23 protein-coding genes are annotated in these 20,379 nt (G+C 61.3%); 11 read left to right on the top strand and 12 right to left on the bottom strand.

Annotated features, from left to right (window positions below; translation table 11 throughout):
* Positions 1-28 precede the first annotated feature (28 nt).
* The 5 genes from L0962_RS09180 to L0962_RS09160 all read right to left on the bottom strand — a co-directional run bounded on the left by L0962_RS09180 (position 29) and on the right by L0962_RS09160 (position 5,694).
* A complete protein-coding gene (locus tag L0962_RS09180) occupies positions 29-514 on the bottom strand; it encodes a hypothetical protein (RefSeq protein WP_234086076.1) in 486 nt (161 codons plus the stop codon).
* A 1-nt stretch (position 515) separates the two neighbouring features.
* Positions 516-3,344 carry a valine--tRNA ligase gene (locus L0962_RS09175; protein ID WP_234086075.1) on the bottom strand — a complete coding sequence of 943 codons (2,829 nt, stop codon included), beginning with the start codon at positions 3,342-3,344 and terminating at the stop codon, positions 516-518.
* Positions 3,345-3,414: 70 nt separating this feature from the next.
* Complete coding sequence (locus tag L0962_RS09170) at positions 3,415-3,774, bottom strand: hypothetical protein (RefSeq protein WP_234086073.1); 360 nt, start codon at positions 3,772-3,774, stop codon at positions 3,415-3,417.
* A gap of 4 nt (positions 3,775-3,778) precedes the next feature.
* Positions 3,779-4,201, bottom strand: coding sequence for a DNA polymerase III subunit chi (locus L0962_RS09165; protein WP_234086067.1), 423 nt, complete (start codon positions 4,199-4,201; stop codon positions 3,779-3,781).
* Positions 4,198-5,694 carry a leucyl aminopeptidase gene (locus tag L0962_RS09160; RefSeq protein ID WP_234086065.1) on the bottom strand — a complete coding sequence of 499 codons (1,497 nt, stop codon included), beginning with the start codon at positions 5,692-5,694 and terminating at the stop codon, positions 4,198-4,200. Before L0962_RS09160 ends, L0962_RS09165 begins: the two co-directional genes overlap by 4 nt.
* Positions 5,695-5,765: 71 nt before the next feature.
* On the opposite strand from L0962_RS09160, the gene lptF reads away from it, so the two are divergent.
* Both lptF and lptG read left to right on the top strand, forming a co-directional pair.
* Complete coding sequence (gene lptF / locus L0962_RS09155; RefSeq protein WP_234086063.1) at positions 5,766-6,848, top strand: LPS export ABC transporter permease LptF; 1,083 nt, start codon at positions 5,766-5,768, stop codon at positions 6,846-6,848.
* Positions 6,849-6,851: 3 nt separating this feature from the next.
* A complete protein-coding gene (gene lptG / locus L0962_RS09150; protein ID WP_234086062.1) occupies positions 6,852-7,946 on the top strand; it encodes an LPS export ABC transporter permease LptG in 1,095 nt (364 codons plus the stop codon).
* Here lptG and L0962_RS09145 read toward each other — a convergent pair.
* Genes L0962_RS09145 through L0962_RS09130 form a run of 4 tightly spaced genes read right to left on the bottom strand, consistent with a single transcriptional unit; the run spans position 7,890 to position 9,828 of the window.
* Positions 7,890-8,366, bottom strand: a complete 477-nt coding sequence (locus tag L0962_RS09145) for an RDD family protein (RefSeq protein ID WP_234086060.1) — start codon at positions 8,364-8,366, stop codon at positions 7,890-7,892. The two genes, lptG and L0962_RS09145, sit on opposite strands and share 57 nt — an antisense overlap.
* Positions 8,367-8,861: a DUF3106 domain-containing protein gene (locus L0962_RS09140; protein WP_234086059.1), complete on the bottom strand. Its 495-nt coding sequence runs from the start codon at positions 8,859-8,861 to the stop codon at positions 8,367-8,369.
* Positions 8,858-9,268, bottom strand: coding sequence for a DUF3619 family protein (locus tag L0962_RS09135; RefSeq protein WP_234086057.1), 411 nt, complete (start codon positions 9,266-9,268; stop codon positions 8,858-8,860). The genes L0962_RS09140 and L0962_RS09135 overlap by 4 nt, the downstream gene beginning before the upstream one ends.
* The gene (locus L0962_RS09130) at positions 9,265-9,828 is read right to left on the bottom strand and encodes an RNA polymerase sigma factor (protein ID WP_234086228.1); all 564 of its coding nucleotides are present in this window, start codon (positions 9,826-9,828) and stop codon (positions 9,265-9,267) included. The genes L0962_RS09135 and L0962_RS09130 overlap by 4 nt, the downstream gene beginning before the upstream one ends.
* A gap of 118 nt (positions 9,829-9,946) precedes the next feature.
* On the opposite strand from L0962_RS09130, the gene ilvB reads away from it, so the two are divergent.
* The 5 genes from ilvB (at position 9,947) to L0962_RS09105 (ending at position 15,686) form a co-directional block, all read left to right on the top strand.
* Complete coding sequence (gene ilvB, locus L0962_RS09125; protein WP_234086056.1) at positions 9,947-11,647, top strand: biosynthetic-type acetolactate synthase large subunit; 1,701 nt, start codon at positions 9,947-9,949, stop codon at positions 11,645-11,647.
* Between the two features lie 18 nt (positions 11,648-11,665).
* On the top strand, positions 11,666-12,157 hold the full coding sequence (ilvN, locus tag L0962_RS09120) for an acetolactate synthase small subunit (protein ID WP_234086055.1): 492 nt from the start codon (positions 11,666-11,668) through the stop codon (positions 12,155-12,157).
* A 24-nt stretch (positions 12,158-12,181) separates the two neighbouring features.
* On the top strand, positions 12,182-13,198 hold the full coding sequence (ilvC, locus tag L0962_RS09115; RefSeq protein WP_234086054.1) for a ketol-acid reductoisomerase: 1,017 nt from the start codon (positions 12,182-12,184) through the stop codon (positions 13,196-13,198).
* Between the two features lie 178 nt (positions 13,199-13,376).
* Positions 13,377-14,129, top strand: a complete 753-nt coding sequence (gene pssA / locus L0962_RS09110) for a CDP-diacylglycerol--serine O-phosphatidyltransferase (protein WP_234086053.1) — start codon at positions 13,377-13,379, stop codon at positions 14,127-14,129.
* A 15-nt stretch (positions 14,130-14,144) separates the two neighbouring features.
* Positions 14,145-15,686 carry a 2-isopropylmalate synthase gene (locus tag L0962_RS09105; protein WP_234086052.1) on the top strand — a complete coding sequence of 514 codons (1,542 nt, stop codon included), beginning with the start codon at positions 14,145-14,147 and terminating at the stop codon, positions 15,684-15,686.
* Between the two features lie 34 nt (positions 15,687-15,720).
* On the opposite strand, the gene L0962_RS09100 is transcribed toward L0962_RS09105, so the two are convergent.
* From L0962_RS09100 to L0962_RS09090, 3 genes are read right to left on the bottom strand one after another with little or no spacing between them, the layout of a single operon-like run.
* Positions 15,721-16,104: a DUF2069 domain-containing protein gene (locus L0962_RS09100; protein ID WP_234086051.1), complete on the bottom strand. Its 384-nt coding sequence runs from the start codon at positions 16,102-16,104 to the stop codon at positions 15,721-15,723.
* Positions 16,092-16,688 carry an NAD(P)H:quinone oxidoreductase gene (gene wrbA / locus L0962_RS09095; RefSeq protein ID WP_234086050.1) on the bottom strand — a complete coding sequence of 199 codons (597 nt, stop codon included), beginning with the start codon at positions 16,686-16,688 and terminating at the stop codon, positions 16,092-16,094. The genes L0962_RS09100 and wrbA overlap by 13 nt, the downstream gene beginning before the upstream one ends.
* A 30-nt stretch (positions 16,689-16,718) precedes the next feature.
* Complete coding sequence (locus L0962_RS09090) at positions 16,719-18,221, bottom strand: hypothetical protein (protein ID WP_234086049.1); 1,503 nt, start codon at positions 18,219-18,221, stop codon at positions 16,719-16,721.
* Positions 18,222-18,371: 150 nt separating this feature from the next.
* Between L0962_RS09090 and rpsP the strand changes: the two genes are divergently transcribed.
* From rpsP to rplS, 4 genes are read left to right on the top strand one after another with little or no spacing between them, the layout of a single operon-like run.
* Positions 18,372-18,626: a 30S ribosomal protein S16 gene (gene rpsP / locus L0962_RS09085; protein ID WP_234086048.1), complete on the top strand. Its 255-nt coding sequence runs from the start codon at positions 18,372-18,374 to the stop codon at positions 18,624-18,626.
* Between the two features lie 10 nt (positions 18,627-18,636).
* Positions 18,637-19,149, top strand: a complete 513-nt coding sequence (rimM, locus tag L0962_RS09080; protein ID WP_234086047.1) for a ribosome maturation factor RimM — start codon at positions 18,637-18,639, stop codon at positions 19,147-19,149.
* On the top strand, positions 19,146-19,922 hold the full coding sequence (trmD, locus tag L0962_RS09075) for a tRNA (guanosine(37)-N1)-methyltransferase TrmD (RefSeq protein WP_234086046.1): 777 nt from the start codon (positions 19,146-19,148) through the stop codon (positions 19,920-19,922). Before rimM ends, trmD begins: the two co-directional genes overlap by 4 nt.
* A gap of 22 nt (positions 19,923-19,944) precedes the next feature.
* On the top strand, positions 19,945-20,319 hold the full coding sequence (rplS, locus tag L0962_RS09070) for a 50S ribosomal protein L19 (protein WP_234086045.1): 375 nt from the start codon (positions 19,945-19,947) through the stop codon (positions 20,317-20,319).
* The last annotated feature ends 60 nt before the right edge of the window (positions 20,320-20,379 follow it).

Genomic DNA, 20,379 nt, shown 5'->3' with positions numbered 1-20,379 from the left:
ACGGTCGACCGTGGAAATCCGTTATTTTTCAGTCAGCCTTGCGCCGCTTGTTCAGGTAAAGCAGGCCGAGCGAGAGGAGGGCGCCGAGCAATGCGTACAGGAAGACCTTGCCGCCGATTTCCTGGTATTCGAGCAGGACCGGTCGGTCGTCCTCGATGCGGTAACGCACGGTGGTCTGGAAGTTCCAGGCGGAAGCCTTGACCTGCATGCCGCCCGCCACTTTCTTCCACTGTACGGTGATCGATTCGTAAGCCGTCTCGCCGGTATCGTCCTTTGGCATCAGGGCCAGCAGACGGCCGTCGGCGCGCGCTTCGTCGAGCTTGCCGACCGGTATCGGGCAATCCTGTTCGCCGGCGCAATGCACGACGACCGGATAATCGGGCAACCATTCGCCGCCCTTCTGCCACGGCCACAGCATGAACAGGCCGAGGCCCCACAACCAGACCAGTACGCAATACACCATGAAGGCGGTGAAGATGCGCGAGAAGCGCTCGGTGTGTTGCGGTCCGTTCATGTCAGTCGCCCAGTTTGGCCAGTTGCGGCTTGAGTTTTTCCAGCGTGGCCGTGAATTCGGCGACGCGCTGTTTTTCCTGGTCGACGACGGCGGCCGGCGCACGAGCGACGAAGCCTTCGTTGGAAAGCTTGCCCTGAGCGATGGAAATCTGCTTTTCGAGCTTTTCGATTTCCTTCTTCAGGCGCTCCTTCTCGGCCGCGACGTCGATCTCGACCTTGAGCATCAGGCGGATTTCACCGACGACGGCGACCGGCGCCATCGCGTCTTCCGGCATGTCGGCGACGATCTGGACCTCGGAGAGCTTGGCCAGGGCGGCCAGGATCGGTGCGAATTCGGCGATTTCCTCGCCGCCGCCGGCCACCAGCAGCGGCGTGCGCTGCGCCGGCGACAGGCCCATCTCGCCACGCAGGTTGCGGCAGGCGTAAGCCAGGGCCTTCAGGCGCTCGACCTTGGCCTCGCTGGCGGTGTCGATCTTGTAGTCCTCGGCTTGCGGGTAGGCGGTGAGCATGATCGAGTCGTGCGTCTTGCGGCCGGCAATGGGCGCCACCGTCTGCCACAGTTCCTCGGTGATGAACGGGATCAGCGGATGGGCGAGGCGCAGGATGGCTTCAAGCGTGCGCACCAGGGTCCGGCGGGCGCCGCGCTGCTGTGCCTCGTTGCCGGTCTGCATCTGCACCTTGGCGATTTCCAGGTACCAGTCGCAGAACTCGTCCCAGATGAACTTGTAGATGGCCTGGGCGATCAGGTCGAAACGGTAATCGGTGAAATGCTGCGCGACTTCCTGCTCGACCTTCTGCAGCTGGCTGACGATCCAGCGGTCGGCGAAGGAGAATTCGAGCGGCGCGTTGCCGCCGCAGCTCGGACCGTGCTGCTGGTGTTCCAGCGCCAGATCGTGGCCTTCGACGTTCATCAGCACGAAGCGCGTGGCGTTCCACAGCTTGTTGCAGAAGTTGCGGTAGCCGTCGCAGCGGTTCAGGTCGAACTTGATGTCGCGGCCCGGGCTGGCCAGTGAGGCGAAGGTGAAGCGCAGCGCGTCGGTGCCGAAGGCCGGAATGCCGTCCGGGAATTCTTTCTTGGTCTTCTTGGCGATGCTCTCGGCCTGCTTCGGATTCATCAGGCCGAAGGTGCGCTTCTCGACCAGCGCGTCGATACCGATGCCGTCGATCAGGTCGATCGGGTCGAGCACGTTACCCTTGGACTTGGACATCTTCTGGCCTTCGCCGTCGCGGATCAGGCCGTGCACATAGACGTGCTTGAACGGGATCTTGCCGGTGATGTGCTTGGTCATCATGACCATGCGGGCGACCCAGAAGAAGATGATGTCGAAGCCGGTGACCAGCACCGACGACGGCAGGTATTGCTGCAGCACCTGGTTGGCCGCGTCGGTCGCCTCGTCGCCGGACCAGTCCAGCGTCGAGAAGGGCCACAGGGCGGACGAATACCAGGTGTCGAGGACGTCTTCGTCACGCTGCAACTGGCCGGCGTAACCGGCCTGATCGGCCAGGTGACGGGCTTCTTCCTCGCTGTGCGCGACGAAGACCTCGCCATTGACGCCGTACCAGGCCGGAATCTGGTGGCCCCACCAGAGCTGGCGGGAGATGCACCAGTCCTGGATGTTGTTCAGCCACTGGTTGTAGGTGTTGACCCAGTTTTCCGGGTAGAACTTGATCTCGCCGGAGTGGACGACGTCGAGCGCCTTCTCGGTGATCGACTTGCCGTCGGCGCCGGGCTTGGACATGGCGACGAACCACTGGTCGGTCAGCATCGGCTCGATGACCACGCCGGTACGGTCGCCGCGCGGCACCTTCAGCTTGTGCTTGTCGACCTTGACCAGGATGCCTTGTTCTTCGAGGTCGGCGACGACGGCCTTGCGGGCGTCGAAACGGTCGAGGCCGCGATACTTCTCGGGCGCGTGGTCGTTGATCTTGCCGTCCAGGGTCAGGATCGAGATCATCGGCAGGCCGTGGCGCTGGCCGACCGCGTAGTCGTTGAAATCGTGCGCCGGCGTGACCTTGACGCAGCCGGTGCCGAATTCGAGATCGACGTAGCTGTCGGCGATGATCGGGATTTCGCGGCCGGTCAGCGGCAGCTTCACCGTCTTGCCGATCATGTGCTTGTAGCGCTCGTCTTCCGGGTGGACCATCACGGCGGTATCGCCGAGCATGGTTTCCGGACGCGTCGTGGCGACCACCAGGCTATCGCTGCCATCGGCCAGCGGGTAGCGGATCTGCCACATGAAGCCGTCTTCCTCCTCCTGCACGACTTCCAGGTCGGAGACGGCGGTATGCAGCTTCGGATCCCAGTTCACCAGACGCTTGCCGCGGTAGATCAGGCCTTCGTTGTACAGGCGGACGAAGGTTTCGGTGACGACCTTGTTGAGGCCGGCGTCCATCGTGAAGCGCTCGCGCTTCCAGTCCGGGCTGGTGCCCATGCGGCGCATCTGGCGGGTGATGGTGCCGCCGGAGTATTCCTTCCACTCCCAAACCTTCTCCAGGAATTTCTCGCGGCCGAGGTCGTGCCGGGAAATGCCTTGCGCGTCCAGTTGGCGCTCGACGACGATCTGCGTGGCGATGCCGGCGTGATCGGTGCCCGGCTGCCACAGCGTGTTGGCGCCCTTCATCCGGTAGTAGCGGGTCAGCGCGTCCATGATGGTCTGGTTGAAGCCATGACCCATGTGCAGCGTGCCGGTGACGTTGGGCGGCGGCAGCAGGATGCAGAAATTGTCCTGTTTGCTGCGGTCGACCCCGGCGGCGAAGTAATTTCTGGTTTCCCATTCGGGATACCAGCGACGTTCGATATCGGCGGGTTCGAAGGCTTTGGCGAGTTCCATGGCGGCGCGGGAAGGGAAAACGGAAAACCGGCAATTATACCGGACGCCGCTGCCTGCTCGTCGGCTCGTGTCAGGACTGGCGCTGCTGTTCGTCGAGGAATTCCCGCACGGCGACGGCGACCAGCCGCGGGATTTCAGTCTGCAGGCGCAGTACAACCCGTTCGGTCAGTGCGGTGATCAAGAGTTCGCGTTCCTCGTCGGTGCTGAAGCGTTCTTCCTCCCGAAGTGCTGCGCTCGGCGAGGGCGGCGAATCGGTGGCCGGCTGCTCGGCGGTAGTGGGAGCGGCCGTTTCCGCGTCGAGCAGCAGCGGAATGTCGTCTTCGTCATTGACCACCGCGTCGGTCAGGACCGGTACGTCGTCGCCGTCGGCCAGGCTGGCGCGGCGGCGTTGCATCAAAGCGTCGGCCCGGGCGAGGATGGGGCTGGGCATGGCGTCAGCGCTGGCTGAGGTCGAAGTAACGGACGTCGCAGCCCGCTTCCTTGTAGCGATGAACCCGCTCGCGCGCGGCCAGCCGGTCTTCCTCGTCCTGGCCGACGACCTCGACCAGGCTTGCAAAGCGCTGGTAACCCGGCGGCTGTTCGCGCGACAGGTTCATCAGCCGTTCCTGCTGGGCTGGCGCGTCGAGTCGGTCGGCGATCAGGATCGACGTTTCGGCGGCCAGTGGTGAGTCGGCCCGGCAATGCGGAATGAAACTCAACTGATTGGCGGTCCACAGGCTGCGGTCGACGCTGTCCGCCACCTGTTTTTCCGGTGCGTAGATGATCAGCGGCCGGCGTTTTGCCCAGGCGCCGCCGATCAGGGCGCAGGCGGCGGCGATGCGGTCGCTGGCGCCGTGATAGAAAAAAACCTGGGTCATTCGCCCGAACCGGCCTGCTGCATCAGCCAGTGCACCAGCAGCGGCACCGGGCGGCCGGTGGCGCCCTTGTCGGCACCGGACTTCCAGGCGGTGCCGGCGATGTCCAGATGAGCCCAGTCATACTGCTTGGTGAAGCGCGACAGGAAACAGGCCGCGGTGATTGCGCCGCCGTAGCGGCCGCCGATGTTGCCCATGTCGGCAAACGGACTCTTCAGGAGTTCCTGGTAATCGTCCCACAGGGGCATGTGCCAGGCGCGATCCAGTGCTTCTTCGCCGGCGTCGAGCAGGTCGCGGGCCAGGCTGTCCTTGCTCGAGAAGAGACCGCTGGCCACTTGTCCCAGTGCAACGACGCAGGCGCCGGTCAACGTGGCGACGTCGATCACCGTGGTCGGCTCGAAACGTTCGGCGTAGGTCAGGGCGTCGCACAGGATCAGCCGGCCTTCGGCGTCGGTGTTGAGAATCTCGATGGTTTGTCCGGACAGCGAGGTGACGATGTCGCCAGGCCGCGTGGCATTGCCGCCCGGCATGTTCTCGGTGGCCGGCACGATGACCGTCAGGTTGATCGGCAGCGCCATCCGGGCAACTGCTTTCAGCGTGCCGAGAACGCTGGCGGCACCGCACATGTCGAACTTCATTTCGTCCATTTCGGCAGCCGGTTTCAGCGAGATGCCGCCGGTGTCGAAGGTGACGCCCTTGCCGACCAGAACGACCGGTTTGCCGGCGGCCGGGCCGCCACGGTAGTGGAGGACGATCAGTTTCGGCGGTTGGTGGGCGCCGCGGGCGACGGCAAGCAAGGCGTTCATGCCCAGCTTTTCCATGTCGGCGCGTTCGAGGATGTCGCAGTCGAGCTTGAACTCGTCGGCCAGTGCTCTGGCCTGCTCGGCCAGATACGTGGGGTGGCAGACATTGGGGGGCAGGTTGCCCAGCGTGCGGGCCAGGGCGATGCCTTCGGCGATCGCAGTGCCCTGGTTGAGCGCCGTTTCGGCCTGGGTCAGTTCGTTGCGCCGCTCGACGGCCAGTGTCAGCTTGCGCAGCGGACGGCGTACCTCTTCCTTCTTCGACTTGAACTGATCGAAGCGGTAAGTGGCGTCGATGGCGGTACATGCGGCCTGACGAACGCGCCAGGTCACATCGCGCTTCTTGACCGGCAACTCGGTCAGGAACAGCGTCGCGTCGAAGGCGCCGGTGTCGTTCAGTGTTCTGACGGCAGTACGGACGGCGGCGGTGAATTCCTTTTCCCGGAAATCCTTTTCCTTGCCCAGGCCGACCAGCAGTACGCGGTCGCTGAGTGTCCCCGGGACGCTGTGCAGCAACAGCGTGGTGCCCGCCTTGCCTTCCATGTCGCCGCGACGGATGACGTCGGCGAGATAGCCGCCAGCGGCTTTGTCGATGAGCTCCGCCGGAAAACTCAATTTTCGCGGCTCGAACACACCCACCACGACGCAGGCACTGCGCTGCTTCTCCGGGCTGCCGCTTTTTATGCTAAATTCCACGCGCTGCTCCTGGTCCAGGAAATATCGGTATCCGCGGGATTATCCCTGCATTTTTTCAGTTTCGTCAAAGCATGATATTCGAGCGTGCCGTCCGGCGCGAATTTGCTCAGGCAGCGGCTGGCATCAGTGTCGCGTTGCTGGCCATTCTCACCTCCATCCAGTTGATTCGTCTGCTCAAGGATGCGGCGGGCGGCCGTCTTGCGCCCGAAGGGGTGATCACCCTGCTCGGCTTCGGCGCGTTGAAATTCCTGCCGATGTTGCTGACCTTGACGTTGTTCGTCGCCATCCTGCTCTCGTTGTCCCGCTTGTATCGCGATTCCGAGATGGTGGTCTGGCTGTCCAGCGGTTTGCCGCTGACGGCGTGGGTCAGGCCGGTGCTGGTATTTTCGCTGCCGATCGTGCTGGCCGTCGCTGCCTTGGCTGTCGTGCTGACGCCGTGGGCGAATCAGGCACAGGAAGACTACCGGGGCGTGCTGGCGGCGCGCTCCGAGCTTTCGCGCCTGTCACCGGGGGCGTTCAAGGAAGTGGGCAATGGTCAGCGGGTGTTCTTCGTCGAGGAGATTCCCGGTGAAAGCGAGCGTGTCGGCAATGTCTTTGTGGCCAATGTGCAGGATGGCAAGCTGGGCGTGGTGATGTCCGATGCCGGTTATCTGGAGACGGTGGGCGGCGGTCAACGGGCGGTGGTGCTCGAAAACGGGCGGCGCTACGAGGTTCAGCCGGGAAGTGCGGCATTCAAGGTGATGGCGTTCGAGCGTTATCAGGTGATGACGGAAGAGAGCGACATCAAGCCGGGCAGTAATTCGCCGAAGCGGATGGATATCCTCGATCTGCTCGAAGAGCCTGGCAACGGTGCTCGTGCGGAATTGCTGTGGCGGATCGCCATTCCCGTTTCGGCGGTGATTCTCGCCTTGCTGGCGATCCCGCTTTCGTACGTCAATCCGCGTGCCGGGCGCTCGGCCAACATGCTGATCGCCATTCTGGTTTACGCCATCTACAGCAATCTGATTTCCGTCGTTCAGGCCTGGGTTGGGCGCGGACTGGTGCCGTTCTCGATCGGTGTCTGGGCGCCACATCTGCTGATGCTGCTGCCGTTGCTGCTGCTTTTCCGCCGGCGCATGGTCCTGCGCAGCCCGTTCCGTCGCAAGGGGCTTTGATCGATGCCGTCCATCCTGTCCAACGCGCTCTACCAGCGCTACCTGCAGCGCGAAGTGCTGGCGGCAGTGATGCTTGTGTTGCTGGCCTTTCTGGCGCTCTTCTCCTTTTTCGACTTTGTCGACGAGTTGCGTCGGGTCGGCTCGGGAACTTACGACATCTGGCGTGCAGCGCTGGTCGTCGCGCTCAGTCTGCCGGGATTGGTGTACGAACTGGTACCGATTGCCTGCCTGATCGGTGCGTTGTATGCCTTGTCGACGATGGCGCGTCATTCCGAGATCACAGTTTTGCGGGCTTCCGGGATGTCGACCGCAGGACTTCTCGGCACCTTGTGCCGTGCCGCCCTGCTGCTGGCTGTGCTGACTTTCCTGATCGGCGAGGTGCTGGTTCCTTTCACCGAAAAGCTGGCGCATGAAATCAAGGCCAATGCGCTGAACCGCGTCGTGGCCCAGCAGGGGTTCTCGAGTGGCGTCTGGGTCAAGGATGGGCGCAGCTTCGTGAATATCCGCAGGGTAACGACGCAAACCTTTCTCGAAGGAATCCGCATCTATCGTTTCGATGACCGGAACGCCCTGGTTTCGGTGACCGATGCGGCCTCTGCCAGTTTCGACAAGACGGTCGGCTGGCGCATTCAGGAAGTCGTGCGCACTGCGCTGGCCGGCGACCGCGCCAGTGTCGAACGATTGCCGGAGGACGTCTGGGCGTCATCGGTGACGCCAAATCTGCTGGCCGTGCTGATGGTGCCGCCGGAACGCATGTCGTTGATGAATATTTTCAGCTACACGCGGCATCTGGCAGAGAACCGGCAGAACACGGATCGCTACGTGATTGCGATGTGGAAGAAATTTCTCTACCCGCTGTCCGCGTTGGTCATGGTGGCGTTGGCGCTGCCTTTTGGCTACGCCCATGACCGGGTCGGCGGGGTCAGTCTGAAGATATTCACTGGCGTGATGCTGGGTATCGCGTTCTATGCCCTGAACGGCCTGTTCTCGAATCTCGGCGTGATCAATGCCTGGCCGCCGTTCGCCAGCGCGGCAGCGCCGTCAGCCCTGTTCCTGCTCGCTGCCGGTGCGATGATCTGGTGGGTCGAGCGGCGCTGATCCTGGCTCCGGAACGCGGATCAGTCGGGTACCGGCGATCCGGTCGTGCAGAAACTGCTTGTCGGTGTCGAACACGGCCCACAGGATGCCGACGCCGAACAACAGGGTGCTGGGCAACATCGCGCAGTAGCGCAGGATCGCCTGGGTCGGGCGTAACGGTCCACCGTTGCGGTCGACCAGGCGAATCTTCCAGGTTTTCATCGGCAGCGTCTGTCCGCCATGCAGCCAGAACCAGGTGAAATACATCATCAGCAGCAGGAAACAGTGAATCCACAGCAGCCGGCCGCTGGCCTGAAAGCCAAAGCCGGACAGCACGATCTGGGGAAACAGAAAGCCGGCGATGAGGATGGCGAAGAGCACGAGCCCTTCGTAGAGCATGGACACCAGGCGGCGGCCCATGCCGGGTACGGCAACAGTCATTTATTTTGGCGAGTCGGGCGAAGCCGGCAGGTTACCATCGATTTCGACTGTTTCGGGCGAAGGGGCGGGCGGTGCCAGTAAGGCCGACGACTTGTGCTTTTCCCGTATTGCCTGTTTTTCTTCGTCCGACAACTGCTTGTAGGCTGACCATTTCTGTTTGATCAGCTGTTTCTGTTCGGTCGACAGTTGCTTGAGTTCGCGATAGTTGCCTCGTGCCTTGGCGCGTTGCTCGGGCGTCAGTCGAACCCAGTCGCGCATGCGCTGCTGGACTCGTCCTTGCTCGGGCGGATCCATCCGGTGATAGCGGTCGGCAATCGCCAGCCAGGTCTTGCGGCGAACGGCCTCCATGCTGTCCCAGTCCTTGGCCAAAGGTTGCAGGACGTCCTTCTGGGTCTGCGTCAGTCCGCTCCACTCGGGTTGCGGCGGGGTGCCGATGATGACTGCCGTCGGGGTGTCCGCCTGAGCCAGGCTGAACAGCGCGAACGCCAGAATCACTCCAGCGAGGTGTCGTCTGAGGAGTCGTCTTTCAGCCATTCAAGCAAGTCCGGGTCAATGAGTGCTTCGGGGTCCAGGTCGTCGGCAAGCAGTGCGCTATCCACTTCTTCCAGTTCGCTGACGTATTGCGTGCTGTGCCAGTAGAAGGAAATCCACATGCCCAGCAGCAAGGCGGTGACCGCCATGATCTGCTTCAGATAGGGGATGCGCGGCGCCTGTCCGGGGATGCGGAAAGCGGTCGTGCGCATGCCGGCACCGATCAGGGCGATCGATGCCGCTTCCTGTTTCTGGTTGGCGAGTGCCAGGTGGCGGGCTGCCTCCAGGCGTCGGAGGGCCGGTGCCGGAATGTCCTTGAGCCCGTGGTTCAGGGCCCGCTTGATTCTGTAGGCTTTCTGTATTTCGTTCATAGTCTGATCCCCTTTGCCGCCAGGGCTGCTGCCAACGTATGGGTTGCGCGGGAGCAATGCGTTTTGACGCTACCTTCCGAGCAACCCATGGCGCTGGCCGTTTCCGCAACGTCCAAGTCTTCCCAGTAACGCATGATGAATGCTTCGCGTTGACGTGCCGGCAACTTTTTTAATTCTTCCTCGATCGCGGCCAGCGTCTGGCTACGCAATAGTTCGCTTTCCGGTGTGCTGGGGCCGTCGGTGTCCTGGTCACCAAGCAGCGTGTCGAGCGGGTCGTGTTCGTCGTCCTCATCGCCACCAAAGGCAGAAAGCACGGTAGTCCACATCGAGCGGACCTTGCTGCGCCGGTAGAAATCGCGGATGGTGTTCTGCAGGATGCGCTGGAACAGCATCGGAAACTCTTCTTCGGGTCGATCGCCGTATTTTTCGGCGAGCTTCATCATCGAGTCCTGAACGATGTCCAGTGCGGCTTCCTCTTCGTGCACGGCAAACATGGCCTGCTTGAAGGCGCGCCGTTCGACGCTTTCGAGAAATCCCGAGAGTTGATGTGGTGTGGCCAGAGCGTTTCTTTCGTCGGACGAGCCGGATGGGCGTTCTGCGGCAATGCACCTTGACCGTCACCGTGGTGTCGATTAAGGTTACGCCCTTTTCACGCTAACAGCTTTTTTAGGCTCGAGTATGATGATCAGCGGTGCGGAAATTGTAATCAGGTGCCTGCAAGAAGAAAAGGTCGAATATGTGTTCGGGTACCCTGGTGGTTCCGTGCTGCACATTTACGATGCCCTTTTCAAGCAGGAAGAGGTCAAGCACATCCTGGTCCGCCACGAGCAGGCTGCTGTTCATGCTGCCGATGCCTATTCCCGCTCGTCACAGAAAGTCGGGGTTGCCCTGGTGACTTCCGGGCCTGGTGTGACCAATACCGTGACCGGCATTGCCACCGCCTATTCCGACTCGATCCCGATGGTCGTCCTGTGCGGTCAGGTGCCAACGGCCTACATTGGTCAGGATGCCTTCCAGGAGTGCGATACGGTCGGCATTACCCGCCCCTGCGTGAAGCACAATTTCCTGGTCAAGGACGTCAAGGATCTGGCGGTCACGATCAAAAAGGCCTTCCATATTGCGTCGACCGGACGACCCGGTCCCGTGGTTGTGGATATCCCGAAGGACATCACGGCCCAGGTCTGTGAATTCGATTACCCCAAGACCGTCCAGATGCGTTCCTACAATCCGGTCGTCAAGGGGCATCTGGGGCAGATCAAGAAAGCCGTCCAGATTCTTCAGGAAGCCAAGCGTCCGATCATTTACGCCGGCGGCGGCGTGATTCTGTCCGAAGCGGCAGAGAAGCTGACCGTACTGGCCCGCAAGCTGAAGTTCCCGGTCACCAATACCCTGATGGGTTTGGGTGCCTATCCGGCGACTGATCCGCAGTTTGTCGGCATGCTCGGCATGCACGGTACGTTCGAGGCCAACAATGCGATGCATTACGCCGACGTGGTATTTGCCGTCGGCGCCCGCTTTGACGACCGCGTGATCGGCAATCCGGAGCATTACGGCCAGGAGAAGCGCCGGGTCATCCATATCGATATCGATCCGTCGTCGATTTCCAAGCGCGTCAAGGTGGATGTGCCCATCGTCGGCAACGTAAACGAGGTGCTCGACGAGATGCTCAAGCTGCTGGATGGTGACGTCGTGACCGATCCCGACGTTGCCGACTGGTGGAAACAGATCGATCAGTGGCGCGGCCGCGATTCGCTGGCCTACCGCCAGAGTGCGCACATCATGCCGCAGTACGTGATCGAAAAGCTTTACGAAGTGACCGGCGGCGATGCCTTTGTCACCTCGGACGTCGGTCAGCACCAGATGTTCGCCGCGCAGTACTACAAGTTCGACAAGCCGCGTCGCTGGATCAATTCCGGCGGTCTGGGCACGATGGGGGTCGGTCTGCCCTACGCGATGGGCGTGCTGTTTGCCAATCCGGGTGCGCAGGTGGCCTGTGTTACCGGCGAAGGCTCGATCCAGATGTGCATTCAGGAGTTGTCGACCTGCAAGCAGTTCGAACTGCCGATCAAAATCATCAACCTGAACAACGGCATGCTTGGCATGGTCCGCCAGTGGCAGGAGATGTTCTATTCCAAGCGTTATTCCCAGTCCTACGTCACCTCGCTGCCCGATTTCGTCAAGCTGGCCGAATCCTATGGCCATGTCGGCATGCGCATCGAAAAGCCGGAAGATGTCGAGCCGGCATTGCGCAAGGCCTTTACCGAGCACAAGAACGATCTGGTCTTCATGGACTTCATCATCGATCCTGGTGCCAATGTGTTCCCGATGGTGGCGGCCGGCAAGGGTCTGACCGAAATGATCCTCGCCGAAGATCTGTAAGCGGGGGAGGAAAAGCATATGCGTCACATCATTTCCATCCTGATCGAAAACGAATCGGGTGCACTTTCCCGCGTTGCCGGCCTGTTCTCGGCGCGCGGTTACAACATTGAATCGCTGACCGTCGCGCCGACCGAGGACGCGTCGCTGTCGCGCATGACCATCCTGACCCGGGGCTCGGACGAGGTACTCGAGCAGATCACCAAGCAACTCAACAAGCTGGTCGATGTGGTCAAGGTGGTTGACCTTTCCGAAGCGGCTCATACCGAGCGCGAACTGATGTTGATCAAGGTTCGGGCGACGGGCAAGGATCGCGAGGAAATGAAACGGATGGCCGATATCTTCCGTGGCCGCATCATTGATGTCACGGAATCGACCTACGTGATCGAGTTGACCGGATCGAGTGCCAAGCTCGATTCGTTCATTGCCGCGCTCGATGCCGGCCTGATTCTCGAAACCGTGCGTACCGGTGTCTGCGGCATTGGCCGTGGCGATCGCATTCTCAAAGTCTAACTATCTGTCCACAAAGAGGATTTCATGAAAGTTTATTACGACAAGGACGCCGACCTCTCCCTCATCAAGGGCAAGAAGGTCACCATCGTGGGTTACGGTTCGCAAGGGCACGCCCACGCCCAGAACCTGAAGGACTCCGGCGTCAAGGTCACCGTCGGCCTGCGCAAGGGTGGTGCTTCGTGGGCCAAGGCCGAAGCGGCCGGCCTGAAGGTCGAAGAGATCGCCAAGGCTGTCAAGGGCGCCGACGTGGTCATGATCCTGTTGCCGGATGAGAACATTCCGCAGGTGTACAACGAGGAAGTCGCCCCGAACCTGAAGAAGGGTGCTGCCCTGGCCTTCGCTCACGGCTTCAACGTGCATTACAACCAGGTTGTGCCGCGCGCTGACGTCGACGTCATCATGATCGCGCCGAAGGGCCCTGGCCACACCGTCCGTTCCGAATACCTGAAGGGTGGCGGCGTGCCGTCCCTGATCGCCGTTTATCAGGACAAGACCGGCAAGGCCAAGGACATCGCCCTGTCCTACGCCGCAGCCAACGGCGGCACCAAGGGTGGTGTCATCGAGACCGACTTCAAGGAAGAAACCGAGACCGATCTGTTCGGTGAGCAGGCTGTTCTGTGCGGCGGCGCCGTCGAACTGGTCAAGATGGGCTTCGAGACCCTGGTCGAAGCCGGCTACGCGCCGGAAATGGCCTACTTCGAGTGCCTGCACGAACTGAAGCTGATCGTCGACCTGATGTACGAAGGTGGCATCGCCAACATGAACTACTCGATCTCGAACAATGCCGAATACGGCGAGTACGTGACCGGCCCGGAAGTCATCAACGCCCAGTCCCGCGAAGCCATGCGCAACGCCCTGAAGCGCATTCAGAACGGTGACTACGCCAAGATGTTCATCCTCGAAGGCCGTACCAACTATCCTTCGATGACTGCGCGTCGCCGCAATACCGCTGCCCACCCGATCGAAGTGGTCGGCGGCAAGCTGCGCGACATGATGCCGTGGATCAAGAAGAACAAGCTGGTTGACCAATCCAAGAACTAAGCCGGTCGCTGGCTCGGTAGCGCCTCATTGCGCCCGCTTGCCGTACTGACGTACTGTCTGCGCGAGCGCGCCTAGCGCTACCTTCGCTTTGGGCGGTGTAGGAGACTGCACCGCCCAAGTCATTTATAGGCTTCGGCCGGGTGTATCCTTCGGCTGTTCCGGATCATCGCTGTTACCCATGACTGAACTGAAACCCCGCAAAGCCCTGTTCAATCCCGAGGTCAAGCGGCGCGGCATTTATGTCCTGCCCAACCTCTTCACGACGGCAGCCCTGTTCGCCGGATTTTTCGCCATCGTCCAGGCGATGCAGGGTGATTTCGAACGCGCCGCGATGGCCATCTTCATCGCCATGGTGCTTGATGGCCTGGATGGCCGCGTTGCCCGCCTGACCAATACCCAGTCGGCTTTCGGCGCCGAGTACGATTCGCTATCCGACATGGTCAGTTTTGGCGCCGCCCCCGCGCTGGTCATGTACGAATGGGCCTTGCGCGATCTGGGGCGCCTGGGCTGGATCGCTGCCTTTATCTATTGCGCCGGTGCCGCCCTGCGTCTGGCGCGCTTCAATACCACCCTGGAAGTGGTCGACAAGCGTTTCTTCCAGGGCTTGCCGTCGCCGGCTGCCGCTGCACTGGTTGCCGGTCTGGTTTGGGTGATGATCCTGGCGGACGTGCCGGGCAGTGACGTCCGTTGGCTGGCCTGCGTACTGACCGTATTCGCCGGGCTGACGATGATTTCCAATATTCGCTATTACAGCTTCAAGGACGTCAATCTGAAGAAGAGCGTACCTTTCTTCGTGATTGCAGCGATTGCCCTCGGCTTTGCGTTGATCGCCTACAGCCCCGAAATCGCGCTGTTCGCTTTTTTTGTGGTCTATGGCCTGTCGGGTTACGTGATCGCCGCCATCGGACTGATCAAGCGTAAAAGCATCTGAATTCCGGAGTTTTCCATGCAACAGCATCTCGTCATCTTTGATACCACCCTGCGCGACGGCGAGCAAAGTCCGGGCGCTTCGATGACCCGTGAGGAGAAGATCCGGGTTGCCCGACAACTCGAGAAAATGCGGGTCGACGTCATCGAGGCGGGGTTTGCCGCCGCATCGCCGGGGGATTTCGAGTCGATTCAAGCGATCTCTCAGGCGATTCGCGAATCCACCGTCTGTTCGTTGGCACGAGCCAACGAGAACGATATAGCGAAGGCCGGCGAAGCGATTCGCCCTGCGGCTTCGGGACGGATCCATACCTTCATTGCGACATCCCCGATTCACATGGAGAAGAAGCTGCGCATGACGCCGGATCAGGTTGTCGATCAGGCCGTCAAGGCGATTGGCTGGGCGCGGCAATACACCGACGATGTCGAGTTTTCGGCGGAGGATGCCGGTCGCTCCGATCTTGATTTCCTGTGTCGTGTATTCGAGGCGGTGATCAAGGCTGGTGCCAGGACGATCAATGTTCCGGATACCGTCGGTTATGCGATCCCCTTTCAGTATGCCGAAACCATGCGCCGCCTGATTGAGCGGGTGCCGAATTCGGACAAGGTGGTGTGGTCGGTACATTGTCACAATGACCTCGGGCTGGCGGTGTCGAATTCGCTGGCCGCCGTGCTGGCCGGTGCCCGTCAGGTCGAATGCACCATCAATGGCCTTGGTGAGCGGGCCGGTAACGCGGCCCTTGAGGAAATCGTCATGGCCGTGCGTACCCGTCCGGATATTTTTCCGGTCGAAACCCGCATCGATACCACGCAGATCGTGCCCGCTTCCAAGCTGGTTTCGCAGATCACCGGTTACCCGGTGCAGCCGAACAAGGCGGTAGTCGGGGCGAACGCTTTCGCGCACGAGTCCGGCATTCACCAGGACGGCGTGCTCAAGCATCGCGAGACTTACGAAATCATGCGTGCCCAGGATGTCGGCTGGACACAGAACAAACTGGTGCTGGGCAAGCATTCCGGGCGCAATGCCTTCAAGACCCGCCTGCAGGAACTGGGTATCGAACTCGATAGCGACGAGGCGCTCAATGCCGCGTTTGCCCGTTTCAAGGAACTGGCCGACAAGAAGCACGAAATCTTCGACGAAGATTTGCACGCACTGGTCTCCGACGAGGTCGTGACACCGGAACAGGAGCATTACAAGCTGGTTTATTCGCGGGTGACCTCGGAGACCGGCGAGATGCCACGTGCGTCGGTGATCCTGAACGTCGGTGGCATCGAGCAGAAGGCCGAGGCCGAAGGCGGCGGACCGGTCGATGCCACCTTCAAGGCGATCGAAAGCATCGCCGGCAGCGGTGCCGAACTGTTGCTCTATTCGGTCAATGCGATCACCACCGGCACCGATGCGCAGGGTGAAGTGACGACGCGCCTCTCCAAGGGGGGGCGCATCGTCAACGGCAATGGTGCCGATACGGACATCGTCATCGCTTCGGCGCGTTCCTACCTGAATGCGCTGAACAAGCTGCAAACGACCCTGGACAAGGTGAGGGCGCAAGGCGACGTCTGATTCGTCGGATTACCCGGAAAAAACCGCTCAGTCGTCAGGGGCGGTTTTTTGTTGTCTCCGGTTTTTCGGGGTTATGACGGGTTGACCGGATGAACATGATGGTCCCGACAAAAACCGTTGCCGCCAGGATGGTTTCGGCAAGTGCCAGCCACTGACTCGGTCCATGGTCGCTGGTCGCGCGGACCAGCCCTTCAAGCAGGTAGAACTGGATGAACAATGAAAGCCACTTGTAGGTGTAGCGTCGCCCGCGCAGGATGCCGAACAGCGGCAACAGCAACAGGGCGCCCTTGAGGATCATCCACGAGCCGCCCGGCCGCAGCGGGGCCAGCCAACCTTCCCAGGCCAGGCAAAGGAAGATCAGCGCGATCAGGCTGGCGCTGGTCAGGCTCTGGTAACGGCTGGCTTTTACGGTCGACATAGCTGAAGCGTCAAATTTGCCAGGCGTTGGCCTTGCAGGAAAGCCAGGCGGCTTTCGCTGTCGCTCAACGCCGGATTACCGTCGCTGCCGGCGACATGGCTGGCGCCGTAGGGCGTGCCGCCGGTCTGCGTGGCGGAGAGTTCCGGCGCGCTATAGGGGAGCCCCTGCAGCAGCATGCCGTGATGCAACAGCGGCAGCATCATGCTGAGCAGGGTCGCTTCATTACCGCCGTGCTGGCTGGCGCTGGAGGTGAATACGCAGGCGGGTTTGCCGGCCAGTGTGCCGTTATGCCAGGCGGCAATGGTGCCGTCCCAAAAATACTTCATCGGTGCGGCCATGTTGCCGAAACGAACCGGGCTGCCGAGGGCCAGGGCAACGCACTCCTCAAGATCGGCGGCTTCGACGTAGGGGGCGCCGTCTTCCGGGATGGCGGCTTCGCTGGCTTCGCAGACAGTGGATACCCGGGGCACGGTACGCAGCCTGGCCTGGATGCCGGGGACCGACTCGATACCGCGGGCGATGCGCTCGGCCAGGGCGCGGACCGAGCCGCGGTGGCTGTAGTAGAGAACGAGGATTTCCTGCATGGCGGGATTATACCGATGCCCGCCCGGGTCTCAGTTTTCGTCCGGTTGGACGGTGAAAATTTCAATGGCCGAGGTTTGCTCGTCCAGGCTGGTTGCCTGCATTTCACGGACTTCCAGGTTGTCCCTTTCGATCAGCACGACGATCCGCCCCTTCTTTTCCTTGATCAGGCCGGGACGTAGCAGCAACGCCTGATGCGGGCGGACAGGCGGGGCTTCGGGCAGGATGAGTGCGCTGTAACGGTTGCCCGGTGTTTCCGAGGGTTGGACGATTTCTGCCGAAACGGCCCGGGCCGCGAGCAATTGGAGGCCGAGCTCGATGTGCTCCGGGTTTTCCGAGATGGCCCAGCGGATGATGCATACGTGCCAGGTTGGTGTTTCGAGTTCGCGGTGCGGCTTCAGTGCGACGATGTCGCCGACGCGCAAATCCTGGGTGTCGCCGGACATGTGCATCAGTGCGAAACCCTCCGGGCTTTCGTTGATCACCATCCATTCGCTGCCCTCGAGCTCCGCATCCGGTTTCTTGAGCAGGTACCACAGCTTGTCCAGTCCGGAGCAGAGGTTGGCCCGGTAGGATTGCCGGCGGCGGGGAAATTTTCGTTTCGAAGGTTTGCCCCACAGCGACTCCAGTCGCTGGAGAATTCCCTGGCCGGCATGGCTGTCGGCAAAATCCGGCAAGCCGAGCGATGCGGCGGACTGGCCGGCACGAATGGCCTGGCGATGCACGGCTGCCTGTTGGGCGGCGTCGCCGCAGGAAAAGTACAGCGGGGCGATATCGCTGCCCGGATTGCGACGGATCAGCGCATGTGCCGGAAAGTCGCGGTCGAGGTCGATCCAAAACAGGCTGTCTGCATCGCCCGACGGGTGTTCGCTCAACGCCGGCGGTGAAATCGCATGCTCGACGTAGTGATGGATGAACTCCAGTTCGTCCGATGAAAACGATGCGGGTTGGGCAATGGCTGTCAGCAGGGCATGGATGTACAGGTGTTCGATGCTGGCGCCGTCGCGCGGGCCGGGAATCTGTGTCACGCCGAGTCGGCGTGCCGTGCGATAGGCTGCGTGCAACTGTTGCCAGAGCCCGGGCCGGGGAGGGGAGGCGACCAGATGATGGATGCGAATCTGCCAGGAAAGGGAGAGTGTCGCACGCCGTAGCGAGGCCTGTGGAACGCTGCCCATGGCCTTGCCGGTCGGGTCGAACAAGCCGGCCAGATTGTTGAAGTAATCCTGGGCGAGCGTTTCCAGCAGGTCGAGCAGCAGGCGGGTGCGGGTGCGAGTCTTGCGCGAGATCGGCAGCGACAGATCGCGCAACCTTGGCAGTTCGCCTTGTACGATGCTGTCGGCGTGCGCGTAAAGCAGGTCGAGCAGTTTGACGCGTTGGGTCAGCGGAACGGCTGCGCCGCGCAGGTCAAGGATCTGCTGCAGCAAGCCTTCGGCATCTTCCGTGGCGCGGCCGTGGGCCAGGGCAAGCCATTCGAGAATGCGCTTGACGCTGTTTTCATTGGCGGAAGCCGGAGGGGGGGAAGCGAGGTTTTCCATTGCTGTTCCGCAGCATAACAAATTTTTACCAAAATACCGGGAGGCGGTGGCAATCGTCCGATGAATGGCTTTCCGGTTGTCAGTGGCTTGTTTTTCATCGACAAAAAGATATAATCCCACGTCTTTTTTCCAGCTAACGAAAGTATTCACATGGTTGTTATCCGTCTGGCACGTGGCGGCGCCAAGAAGCGCCCGTTCTACAACTTGGTCGTGACCGACTCCCGTAACCGTCGCGATGGCCGTTTCGTCGAGCGTATCGGCTTCTACAACCCGGTTGCCTCCGGTGCTGCCGAAAGCCTGCGTATCGCTGGCGACCGCCTGGCTTACTGGCTGGAAAACGGCGCCCAGCTGTCGCCGACTGCTGCCCGTCTGGTCAAGCAGAACGCCAAGGCCGTTGCTGCCTGAGATTCATCGTTTGTCCAGCAGCGATATCGTCGTTCTCGGTCGGCTTGCCGACCCTTACGGAATACGTGGCTGGATCAAGTTGCATCCCTTCGGGGACGATCCGCTGAACTGGAAAACGATCCCGGTCTGGCAGATCGGTCGGGAAGATGGCCCCTGGCGCGAAATCCGACTGAATGGTCTGAAGACGCATGGCGACGGTCTGGTGGTGGCGTTTGATGACGTCACCGACCGGACGGCGGCCGAGGCCATGAAAGGCTTGCTGGTTGGCGTGATGCGCGAGCAGTTGCCGGCAACCGGCGAAAACGAGTACTACTGGGCTGATCTGATCGGTTTGGCGGTGCTCAATGAAGCCGGCGACGATCTCGGCATTGTGGCCGGATTGATCGAAACCGGTGCCAATGACGTATTACGCGTCGTTGGGAAGGACGGTCAGGAGCGGCTGTTGCCTTTTGTCGATGCGGTCGTTCTTGCGGTCGACACCGCGGCGCGGCAGATTCGTGTGGACTGGGGCAGCGACTGGTGATTCGTTTCGACGGCGTGACGCTGTTCCCGGAAATGTTCGAGGCCGTCACGCACAGCGGGATTACCCGCCGGGCACTGGAAGAAGGGCATTGGCACTGGCAGGCGTGGAATCCGCGCGATTTTGCCGACAATGCCTGGCGTCGGGTCGATGACCGGCCGTTTGGTGGTGGGCCGGGCATGGTGATGCAGGCTGCGCCGCTGGAAAAGGCGATCGCCGCGGCACGGGTTGCGCAGCGCGAAGCCGGTATCGCGGCCAGTCGGGTGATCTACCTGTCGCCGCAGGGGGCGCCGCTGACCCATGAACGGGTCATGCGTCTGGCGGAAGGCGGAGAGGGGCTGATCCTGCTCTGCGGCCGTTATGAAGGAATCGACGAGCGTTTGATCGAGCGCTGCGTCGATGAAGAGATTTCGATCGGGGATTTCGTGTTGTCCGGCGGCGAACTGCCGGCGATGGTGCTGATCGATGCCGTCGTCCGCCAGTTGCCGGGTGTGCTGGGCGATGCGGCGTCGGCGGTGGAGGACTCGTTCGTGACGGGTTTGCTCGATTGCCCGCACTACACGCGGCCCGAAGTGTATGAAGGACAAGGTGTGCCGGATGCGTTGATGTCCGGCGATCACAAGAGAATTCGCCGGTGGCGACTGAAACAGTCGCTGCTGCGGACCCGGAGGCGTCGTCCGGAGCTGTTTGCTGAATGGCTGGCGCAACGCAGTCTGACTGCGGAAGAGACGCAACTCCTCACGGAAATCGCCGGAGAGGAGCAATGCGGTGAGTAATTTTTTACAACAAGGATCTCACATGAACCTGATTCAACAACTCGAGCAGGAAGAAATCGCCCGCCTCGGCAAGACCATTCCCGAATTTGCGCCGGGCGACACCGTCGTCGTCCAGGTGAAGGTCAAGGAAGGTAACCGCGAGCGTCTGCAGGCTTACGAAGGCGTCGTCATCGCCAAGCGTAACCGCGGCCTGAATTCGGCTTTCATCGTCCGCAAGATTTCGTCGGGCGAAGGCGTCGAGCGTACTTTCCAGACCTATTCCCCGCTGGTGGCTTCGATCGAAGTCAAGCGTCGCGGCGATGTGCGTCGTGCCAAGCTGTACTACCTGCGCGAGCGTTCCGGCAAGTCCGCCCGTATCAAGGAAAAGCTGCCGGCCAAGAAGGTCGCTACCGCGTAATCGGTTTTTGCATTTACCCAATGCAGACGGGGCGCTCAGGCGCCCCGTTTTTTATTGCCG

The organism is Azonexus sp. R2A61 (assembly GCF_021401135.1).
Taxonomy (GTDB): domain Bacteria; phylum Pseudomonadota; class Gammaproteobacteria; order Burkholderiales; family Rhodocyclaceae; genus Azonexus.
The sequence above is the reverse complement of the archived record's forward strand: the minus strand, read 5'-3'. Positions and strand labels throughout refer to the sequence as shown.